Below are 9,301 nucleotides of genomic sequence, written 5' to 3'. Positions count from 1 at the left end.
GTCCGAGGGGTGGGGTGGGGGGCGGGGGCCGGGGGGGGAGAGAAAGCGGGGCGGCGGAGCGGGGCGGGGGGGCGGGTGGGCGGGGAGGAAGTGGGGCTGCGGGGCAGGGTCGGGCGGGGAAGAGGACAGGGCGGGGGGCGGAGGGGGCGGAGGGGGGCGGGGGCCCAGGGGGGGAAGGAGAGAGCAAGGGGAGCGGGGCGGAGGGAAGAAGTCGGGCAGGGGCGGGACGGGCGGATAAGGCGGGCGGGGGTGGGGCTGAGGGGAAGGGAGGAAAGGCGGCAGGGATGGGGCGGGGAGAAGGTGGGGGCGGGGAGAGGGCGGGGGTGGAGAGGGCGGGGGACGGGGAGAGGGCGGGGTGGGTCAGTGGGTTTCTGTGACCTTGGCCAGGGAGCGGGGGGCGTCGGGGTCCTGGCCTCGGGCGAGGGTCACCTCGTAGGCGAGCATCTGGAGGGGGAGGATTTCGAGGACCGGCTGGAGTTCCTCGGCCACGCCGTCGGTCGGCAGCGCGAAGCCCGCCGCGGCCCGGTCGACCTCGGCGCGGCTGCCGATGACCACCAGGTCGGCGCCCCGGTCGCGCAGGCGCTCCAGTACGGGCCGCAGCGCCTCGCCGCCCTTGCCGTCGGTGACGATCGCGATCACCGGGGAGATGTTGTCGACCATGGCGAGCGGGCCGTGCAGGAGGTCCGCGCCGGAGTAGGAGAGGGCCGGGATGTAGCTGGTCTCCATGAGCTTCAGGGCGGCTTCCTTGGCCGTCGGGTAGCCGTAACCGCGCGAGGTGAGCACCATGCGCTCCGCGAAGCGGTAGCGGGCGGCGAGGGCCTTGACCTCGGCGTGGCGGGCGAGGACGGACTCGGCGAGGTCCGGCAGCGCCTTCGCGGCCAGGTCGCCCGCGGCGTGCGGGCCCGGGTGGCCCCAGCTGTCGCGCAGGCCGTCGACGAAGAGGTAGAGGGCGAGAAGTTCGGCCGTGTACGTCTTCGTGGCGGGCAGGGCGCGTTCCGGGCCGGCCAGCACGTCGACGTGGAACTCGCTGACGCCGGCGAGCGCCGATCCGGCGTTGTTGGTCACCGCGAGGGTGATGGCGCCGGCCTCGCGGGCGGCCCGGGTGGAGGTGACGAGGTCGGGTGAACCGCCGGACTGACTGACCGTGACGACCAGGCAGTCCCTGAGATCGGGCCGCGCGCCGTAGGCGGTGGTCGTGGACATGGAGGTGAGGCCACAGGGCATGCCGAGTCGCACTTCGAACAGGTACTTGGCGTAGAGGGCCGCGTTGTCCGACGTACCGCGCGCGGTGAACAGGACGAACCGCGGCCGGCGGGCGGCGACCTGCTCGGCGACGGTACGGATGCGTGACGCGCCCTCGGCGAGGATGCGGCGCAGGACGTCGGGTTGTTCGGCCATTTCGGCGGCCATGTGGCGGCCGGGCCGTTCGTCGGGGTTGTCGTGCAGCGTGCGGTTCACCGTGCCGGACATCCTGGCCGCCTCCCGTGGTCTGCCGTGCCCGCGTACCCGCGAAGCGTTCGCGTACCGGCGTACCGTTCGCGAACCGTTGCCGCGGCGCTCGGAAGAACGCTTGTGCGCGTCGGTCGCGCATCTGTCACGTATCGCGTAACCGTGAAGTGGCCGCCGCACCCGTACTGGCCGCGATGGCCGTATCAGTCGCCATGGCCGTGGCGGACGGAGCGGACGGAGCGGCCGAGTCGGGCGCGGAATCCGCGGCGTCCGACGTCAGTCGACCACGCGTGCCCCGGTTCCCGCCACCGCGCCCGCCGTGCCGCTCCGGCCGTGCCCACCGCTCCCCGTGGCCGCGCCCGCCGCCACCTCCGTCCGGGCCCGGTACCGCCTCCCTCCGGGCCCAATACCGCCTCCCTCCGCCCCCTCCGTTGACTCGCTGTTCAGTTGCGGGTCGCCTGATGTCTCCGGGGGCGGAGGGGCGGGCTCTGGTAGATTGGTCTATACCACACGAGTCCATTCTCCAGATCGGCAGGCAAAGCGTGGAAGTTGTCATCGTCCCGGACGCCAAGGCAGGCGGCGAGCTGATCGCGGAGGCCATCGCCGCCCTGGTGCGCCGCAAGCCCGAGGCGCTGTTGGGTGTGGCCACTGGATCGACTCCGCTGCCCGTCTACGAAGCGCTGGCCGGCACGGTCCGCAACGGTGGTGTGGACGTCTCGCGTGCTCGCATCTGCCAGCTCGACGAGTACGTCGGGCTGCCGGCCGGGCACCCCGAGTCGTACCGCTCCGTGGTGCTGCGCGAGGTCGTGGAGCCGCTGGGGCTCGGCGAGGACTCCTTCATGGGGCCCGACGGCACCGCGGAGGACGTGCAGGCGGCCTGCGAGGCGTACGACCGTGCGCTGAGCGAGGCCGGCGGCGTGGACCTCCAGTTGCTGGGCATCGGCACCGACGGGCACATCGGCTTCAACGAGCCGTGCTCCTCGCTCGCGTCCCGTACCCGTATCAAGACGCTGACGCAGCAGACCCGGGAGGACAACGCCCGGTTCTTCGACAGCCTGGACGAGGTGCCGCACCACGTCATCACCCAGGGCATCGGCACCATCCTGGAAGCCCGCCACCTGGTGCTGCTGGCCACCGGCGAGAACAAGGCGGACGCCGTCGCGCAGTCCGTCGAGGGCCCGGTCTCGGCGCTGGTGCCGGCCTCCGCGCTCCAGCTGCACCCGCACGCCACGGTCGTGGTCACCGAAGCCGCCGCGTCCAAGCTCAAGCTGGCCGACTACTTCCGCGCCACGTACGCCGCCAAGCCGGAGTGGCAGGGACTGTAGGCGGAAGACGGCTCACGGAAGACGGCTCACGGAGCGCGGAAGACGCATCGCGGGAGAAGGTCGCGGAAGGCGGGACACGGACCGCCGCCGCACCCCGCACGGCACGTCGCGGCCGGGGCACCCACCAAGGGCGCCCCGGCCGCGACACGTCTTACGCCAGTCGTACGCCACCGCGCCGTACGTACGTCAGCGCGCCAGCACTACGTCAGCGCGCCGAACCACGTCCACGCGCCACCATTACGTCCGTGCGCCACCAGTGACCTCCGAGCGCCACCCGTGGCCTCCGCGCACTGGCACCGCCTGAGTTCCCGCCGGGCCGCGGCTCCCCTTCCGCGGCCCGGCGGGGGTTCAGACCCCCGCGATGACCTCCGCGGCGGCGCGGCCGCAGACGCGGGCCGCGCCATGGGTGGCGATGTGCAGGGCACCGCGCGGCGGTGCCTGCGGCAGTCCCATCTCGACGACCACCGTGTCCGGGCGGGCGTCGAGCAGGGCGTCCAGGGCGGCCGCCATCCAGGCGTGCCGGTGGACGTCGCGTACGACGGCGACGATCCGCCGCTCCCCCGCCGCCCGCAACACCTCCGCGACCTGCGCGGACAGCCCGGACGCACCGCCACGCCCGGACGCGCCAGGACGCCCGGCCGCGCCGCCACTCCCAACCGTGCCAGAGCTCCCAACCCCGCCAGGACGCTCGGACGCGCCGGGACTCCCGGCCGCGCCACCGTCCCCGGCAGCCCCGCCACCGTCCCCAGCAGCCCCGCCACCGCCCCCGCCACCGCCCCCGGCCCCACCACCGGCCGCTCCCCCGCCGCTCCCATACGTACCAGTCTCGGTACCCGGCACCAGCCGGCTCAGCTCAGCAGCGACCCCCCAGGGCGTCTCGTCACCGACAGCGATGTTGGCGACGGGGGTGAACGCCGCGACATAAGCGGGCGCGGTGAGCGGCTCGTACGGGCCGTTACGGGTGATGCGCAGGGCGCGGCGGGCCGCGACGAGGCCGGCCTCGGGTGCGGGCGCGACCCCTCGCTCCCCAGGGAGGGCCCCCTGTGTCGCGCCCGCACTCCGGGTCCACCGCGCCAGGGCGCGGACCCGTGCTGCCGCGTCGGCGAGCCGCTTCTCCGACAGCTCTCCGTCGCGTACCGCCCTCACCAAGGCGTCCCGCAGCCGCAGCACGGTGGTTTCGTCGGCCAGTCCCCCGCCGACGCAGATGGCGTCCGCGCCGGCGGCGATGGCCAGGACGCTGCCCCGCTCGATGCCGTACGTCGCGGAGATGGCCTGCATTTCCATGCCGTCGGTGACGATCAGGCCGTCGAAGCCGAGGCCGCCCTCGGAGGCGGGGGCGCGCAGCAGGCCGGTGAGGACGTTGCGGCTCAGGGTGGCGGGCAGCGTGGTGTCCAGGGCCGGGAGCAGGATGTGCGCGCTCATGACGGCCTTGGTGCCGGCGGCGATGGCGGCCCGGAAGGGCACCAGTTCGCGTTCCTGGAGGGTGCGCAGTTCGGCGGCGATGTGCGGTACGTCGTGGTGGGAGTCGACGGCGGTGTCACCGTGGCCGGGGAAGTGCTTGGCGCAGGCGGCGACGCCGGCGGACTGGAGTCCTTCGACGTACGCGGCGGTGTGCCGGGCGACCAGCCGGGGGTCGGCGCCGAAGGAGCGGACGCCGATGACCGGGTTGGACGGGTTGGAGTTGACGTCGGCGGACGGCGCCCAGTTCAGGTTGACGCCGCACTCGGCGAGGCGGCGGCCGAGTTCGCGGGCCACGTCGTGGGTGAGCCGCGTGTCGTCGACCGCGCCCAGGGCGAGGTTGCCGGGGAAGGAGGAGCCGCCGCGTACTTCGAGGCGGGTGACGTCGCCGCCCTCCTCGTCGATGGCGACGAGGATGTCGTCGCGCTCGGCCCGCAGCTGGGCGGTGAGCGCGGCGAGCTGTTCGGGTGAGGCGACGTTGCGTCCGAACAGCCCCACCGAGGCGAGGCCCTCGCCGAGCCGGCGCAGCAGCCAGTCGGGCGCCGAGGTGCCGGTGAAGCCGGGCTGGAGGACGGTGAGCGCGTCGCGGGTGAGGGTGTCGGCCGGGTGCAGGAGTGTCGTCATGGCGCGCGTCATCCCTTCACTGCGCCGGCGGTCAGTCCGCTGACCGCCTTGCGTTGCAGGAACAGGAACAGGACCAGGATCGGTACGGCGAAGATGGAGGCGGCGGCCATCGTGGCGCCCCAGTCGTCGCCGAACTGGCTCTGGAACTGCGAGAGCCACAGCGGCAGCGTCCCCTTGTCCGGTTCCTTGTTGAGAACCAGCACCAGCGGGAATTCGTTCCAGGCGGTGATGAAGCCGAACAGCGAGGTGGCCATCAGGCCGGGGGCGAGCAGCGGAAAGATGATCTTCACAAAGGCCTGCCGGCGGGTGCAGCCGTCGACCATCGCGGACTCCTCCAGCTCCTTGGGCACGGCGGCGACGTAGCCGCGCAGCGTCAGGAGGGTGAAGGGCAGCACCATGAGCATGTAGAAGAAGGTCAGCGGCACCAGGCTGTTCAGCATGTCGGCGTCGCGCACGATCATGTAGACCGAGATGACCAGGACCTCCCAGGGCGCCATCTGGGCGACCATGAAGGTCAGGATGATGCCCTTGCGGCCCTTGAAGCGCATCCGGGCGATGGCGAAGGAGCCGCACAGGGCGATCAGCAGCGAGAGGCCGACCGCCAGCACGGTGACGGTGACGGAGTTGCCCACCAGGGTCCAGAAGTTCGGCGCGTTCACGGCGGTCGTGAAGTGCTCGAAGGTGCCGTGGAACGGGAACCACACCGGGTCCTCGGTGATGATGTCACTGTTCGGCTTGAAGGCCGTGGTGAACATCCAGTACACGGGGAAGACGAATCCGAGGGCGAGCACGATCGCCGTCGCGTTGGGCCAGATGCGGCCGAGCAGTGAGCGGTTCACAGCTCGTCCTCCTCTTGCTTCAGGGTCAGTCGCAGGTAGTACGCGGTCATGGCGAGCAGGACGACGATGGTCAGCAGCGAGATGGCCGCGCCCATGCCGAAGTGGAGGTTGCCGACGCCTTCGGTGAAGGCGTAGATCGGCAGGGTCTCGGTGAGCCGGTCCGGGCCGCCCTCGTTGATCGCGAAGATCTGCGGGAACGCCTTGAAGACCCAGATGACCTCAAGGAACGTGGTCGCCAGGAAGAACGGCTTGAGGAAGGGGAAGGTGACGCTGGTGAAGACCTTCCAGGTGCCGGCGCCGTCCATCCGGGCCGCCTCGTACAGCTCCTTGGGGATGGTCGTGGTCGCGGCGTAGAGGTTCAGCGCCACGAACGGCAGCGACTGCCAGACGATCAGTACGGTGATGACGAAGAACGTGGACAGCTGGCTGCCGACCCAGTCGAAGCGGGCCATGGAGTGCCAGCCCAGCGCGTCCAGGACCCAGTTGACGACGCCGTAGCGGGCGTCGAACAGCCACTGGAAGACGGTGGTGGCGGCGATGGCGGGCATCGCCCAGGTCAGGACGAGCGCGACGGACAGCGTCAGGCGCATCTTCTTGCCGAGCTTGGCCAGCAGGAGGCCGATCAGGACGCCCAGCACCATGATCAGGGTGACGTTGACGGCGGTGAAGACGACGGTGCGGAGCGTGACCCGCCAGAACTGCTCGCCTCCGAGGATCTCCGCGTAGTTGTCGAAGCCGCGCCACTCGGTGAGGTGCTGGATCAGCTGCTTCATGTTCAGGTTCTGGAACGAGATGATCAGGTTCCGCACCATGGGCCAGCCCAGGAAGACCGCGGTGGCGGCCAGGGCGGGGATCAGCAGCAGGTAGGGGGCGCTTCTGGCGGCCCGGCCGGTCTTCCGGCCGCGCCGGGACGGCGGGGCGCCGCCCTTGCCGATCCGCGGCGCGGAGTCTCGCACCGCGTCCTCGATCTGCACTGACATGTCCCGCTCCCCATCACCTGGTCGTGCTCACGCTGGTCGGTCCCGTACGGGGACCGGGACGGCCGGCTCCCGTACGGAACCCGTACGGTGTGGCGGCCCCCGCGGCTGGCGCCGCCGCGGGGACCGCGTTTCTGGTGCCGGGGCGTGCCGTCAGGGGTCCGTACGAACCGGACCGCGCGGCACGCCGTCGGTCACTGCTTCTGGGCCAGCCGCTTGTTGATCTCGCCTTCGACGTCCTTGGCGGCGTCCGCGGGGGCCTTGCCGTTGAGCACCGCGGTCATGTACGCCTTGATCGGGTTCGGCGTGTTCTCGACCTGGGCCCACTCGGGGATCAGCGGGGTGGTGCCGCTGGACTTGGCGGCGCCGGGCGCGGCGGCCTCGGCTGCCGGGTTGCCCTTGGCGGCGGACGCGAGGTCGGGGGACTTCGGGCTCCAGCCGACCTCCTTGACCATCTGTGCGTCGTTCTTCTTGGACAGCGCGACCTTCAGGAACTCCTTGGCGAGTTCCTGGTTCTGGCCGCCGCCCGCGACGGCGAGGTTGGAGCCGCCGAGGAAGACGCCCTCGGGCTTGTCGGCGGTCTCGCCCGGGATGGGGAAGAAGCCGATGTCGTCCTTGATGGCCGGGTTGGCCTTGACGGCGGTGGGGCCCTCGTAGCCCATGGCGATGATGGCGCCGGTCTTGCCCTTGGAGAAGATCTCGGCCTGCTGCGGGGTGGCCTCGTCCTTGTTCTTCGGGGCGGTGCTGAAGGCCTGGTACTGCTTGTAGATGTCCATGGCCTTGGAGACCTTGGGGTCACCGAGGTTGGAGACCCACTTGCTGCCTTCCTTCTTGACCAGGTCGGCGCCGGTGCCGATCGTCAGGCCGTCGAAGAAGTACCAGTTCTGGCCGGGGAGGTAGAGCGGCTCGGCCTCGGTCTTCTGCTTGATGGTGTCGAAGGCCTTGAAGAGTTCGGCGCGGGTCTTGGGCAGTTCCTTGATGCCGGCCTGCGCCCAGATCTTCTTGTTGTACATCACCACGCGGTTGCCCGCGTACCAGGGGAGGGCGTACTGCTTGCCGTCGGCCATGGCGGCCTTGTTGAAGGAGTCGGTCCAGTCGGCGCCGATCTCCTTCTTCAGGTCGCCCAGGTCCGCGAGGGCGCCGGCCTTGGCGTACGCGGCGGTCTGGGTGTTGCCGATCTCGACGACGTCGGGCGGACTGCTCTCGGAGAGGGCGGTGGTCAGCTTCTGCTGGATGCCGTTCCACTGCTGGATGCGGAACTCGACCGTGGCGCCGGTCTTCTTCTTGAAGTCCTCGGAGACCTGCTTGGTCCACTGCGCCGGGTTGGAGCCGTCCATGACCCAGACGATGAGCTTCTTGCCCTTGAAGTCCGAGGCCCCCGCCGTCTTGCTGTCGCCGGACCCACAGGCAGCGACACTCACCAACATTCCCGCGACTGCCGTCGCCGCTATGAGTCCACGCTTCATTGCGCTCTCCCCTGAAAACCGTGAGTGGTCTTTAATGGTTTAGACCAGTGCCCGCAGCTTGGCCTAGACCTTTTGGGGTGTCAAGGGTGTATAAGAGTCGCTGTCAGGTCCGTTACCGGACCGACATCTGGGGCCTGTCGCCGCTACGGCGGCGTCCGTCCGCAGGGCAGACGCTACGTTGGCGTCAGGCCCCGCGAGCGGGCACGGACCAGCAAGGGAGCATCGGGACCCCACCCGTGCCACGATGAGCCGCTACGTACGGAGGAGCCGGTGACGGCAGCGCGACAGGAGTCGGAGAGGCGGGTCATGGAGACCGACGGGGGCAGTGCGGACAACGGCGGCGGCGCGCGTACCGCCCGAGTGCCCAAGTACTACCGCCTCAAGCGCCACTTGCTGGAGATCACCGAGACGCTGCCCCCGGGCACGCCGGTCCCGCCGGAGCGGACCCTGGCCGCGGAGTTCGACACCTCCCGCACCACGGTACGCCAGGCCCTCCAGGAACTGGTCGTGGAAGGCCGGCTGGAACGCATCCAGGGCAAGGGTACGTTCGTCGCCAAACCCAAGGTCTCACAAGCCCTGCAACTTACCTCCTACACCGAGGACATGCGGGCCCAGGGTCTGGAACCGGCCTCGCAACTGCTCGACATCGGCTATGTCACGGCCGACGACCGCCTGGCCGGGCTGCTGGACATAACGGCCGGCGGCCGGGTGCTGCGCATCGAACGGCTGCGGCTGGCCAGCGGCGAGCCGATGGCCATCGAGACCACCCACCTGTCGGCGAAGCGCTTCCCCGCGCTGCGCCGCAACCTGGTGAAGTACACCTCGCTCTACACGGCGCTGTCCGAGGTCTACGACGTCCGGCCGGCCGAGGCGGAGGAGACGATCGAGACCTCGCTGGCCACACCGCGCGAGGCCGGACTGCTCGGTACGGACGTGGGCCTGCCGATGCTGATGCTCTCCCGGCACTCCCTCGACGCCGAGGGCGCGCCGGTGGAGTGGGTGCGCTCGGTCTACCGGGGCGACCGCTACAAGTTCGTGGCCCGGCTGCGGCGGCCGGCCGACTGACGGGCGCCGGGCCCGCTGCCGTACGGTCCGCCGTCCGCGGCCGTACGCCCCGGGCCCGACGCACCGTCTGCCGGGGTATGGCGCGAGCCGCCCTCCTG

General features: G+C 71.0%; 7 protein-coding genes. 2 read left to right on the top strand and 5 right to left on the bottom strand.

Annotated features, from left to right (window positions below; translation table 11 throughout):
* Nucleotides 1–360: 360 nt before the first annotated feature.
* Complete coding sequence (locus JXZ78_RS25650; RefSeq protein ID WP_238783366.1) at nt 361–1,470, bottom strand: SIS domain-containing protein; 1,110 nt, start codon at nt 1,468–1,470, stop codon at nt 361–363.
* A gap of 521 nt (nt 1,471–1,991) precedes the next feature.
* On the opposite strand from JXZ78_RS25650, the gene nagB reads away from it, so the two are divergent.
* Nucleotides 1,992–2,774 (top strand): glucosamine-6-phosphate deaminase, encoded by a 783-nt coding sequence (gene nagB, locus JXZ78_RS25645; RefSeq protein ID WP_030018060.1) that lies wholly within the window; start codon nt 1,992–1,994, stop codon nt 2,772–2,774.
* Nucleotides 2,775–3,122: 348 nt separating this feature from the next.
* On the opposite strand, the gene JXZ78_RS25640 is transcribed toward nagB, so the two are convergent.
* The 4 genes from JXZ78_RS25640 to JXZ78_RS25625 all read right to left on the bottom strand — a co-directional run bounded on the left by JXZ78_RS25640 (nt 3,123) and on the right by JXZ78_RS25625 (nt 8,138).
* Nucleotides 3,123–4,856, bottom strand: a complete 1,734-nt coding sequence (locus tag JXZ78_RS25640; RefSeq protein ID WP_238783365.1) for a glycoside hydrolase family 3 protein — start codon at nt 4,854–4,856, stop codon at nt 3,123–3,125.
* An 8-nt stretch (nt 4,857–4,864) separates the two neighbouring features.
* Nucleotides 4,865–5,695, bottom strand: a complete 831-nt coding sequence (locus tag JXZ78_RS25635) for a carbohydrate ABC transporter permease (RefSeq protein ID WP_030022138.1) — start codon at nt 5,693–5,695, stop codon at nt 4,865–4,867.
* A complete protein-coding gene (locus JXZ78_RS25630; RefSeq protein ID WP_030022137.1) occupies nt 5,692–6,675 on the bottom strand; it encodes a carbohydrate ABC transporter permease in 984 nt (327 codons plus the stop codon). The genes JXZ78_RS25635 and JXZ78_RS25630 overlap by 4 nt, the downstream gene beginning before the upstream one ends.
* A 191-nt stretch (nt 6,676–6,866) precedes the next feature.
* Entirely contained in the window at nt 6,867–8,138 is a 1,272-nt protein-coding gene (locus JXZ78_RS25625) for an extracellular solute-binding protein (protein WP_033038693.1), read from the bottom strand.
* Nucleotides 8,139–8,444: 306 nt separating this feature from the next.
* Between JXZ78_RS25625 and JXZ78_RS25620 the strand changes: the two genes are divergently transcribed.
* The gene (locus JXZ78_RS25620; RefSeq protein WP_030022135.1) at nt 8,445–9,203 is read left to right on the top strand and encodes a GntR family transcriptional regulator; all 759 of its coding nucleotides are present in this window, start codon (nt 8,445–8,447) and stop codon (nt 9,201–9,203) included.
* Nucleotides 9,204–9,301 lie beyond the last annotated feature (98 nt).

This window comes from Streptomyces monomycini, assembly GCF_022271435.1.
Classification (GTDB): domain Bacteria; phylum Actinomycetota; class Actinomycetes; order Streptomycetales; family Streptomycetaceae; genus Streptomyces; species Streptomyces monomycini.
This window is presented reverse-complemented; position numbering and strand designations above follow the sequence as displayed.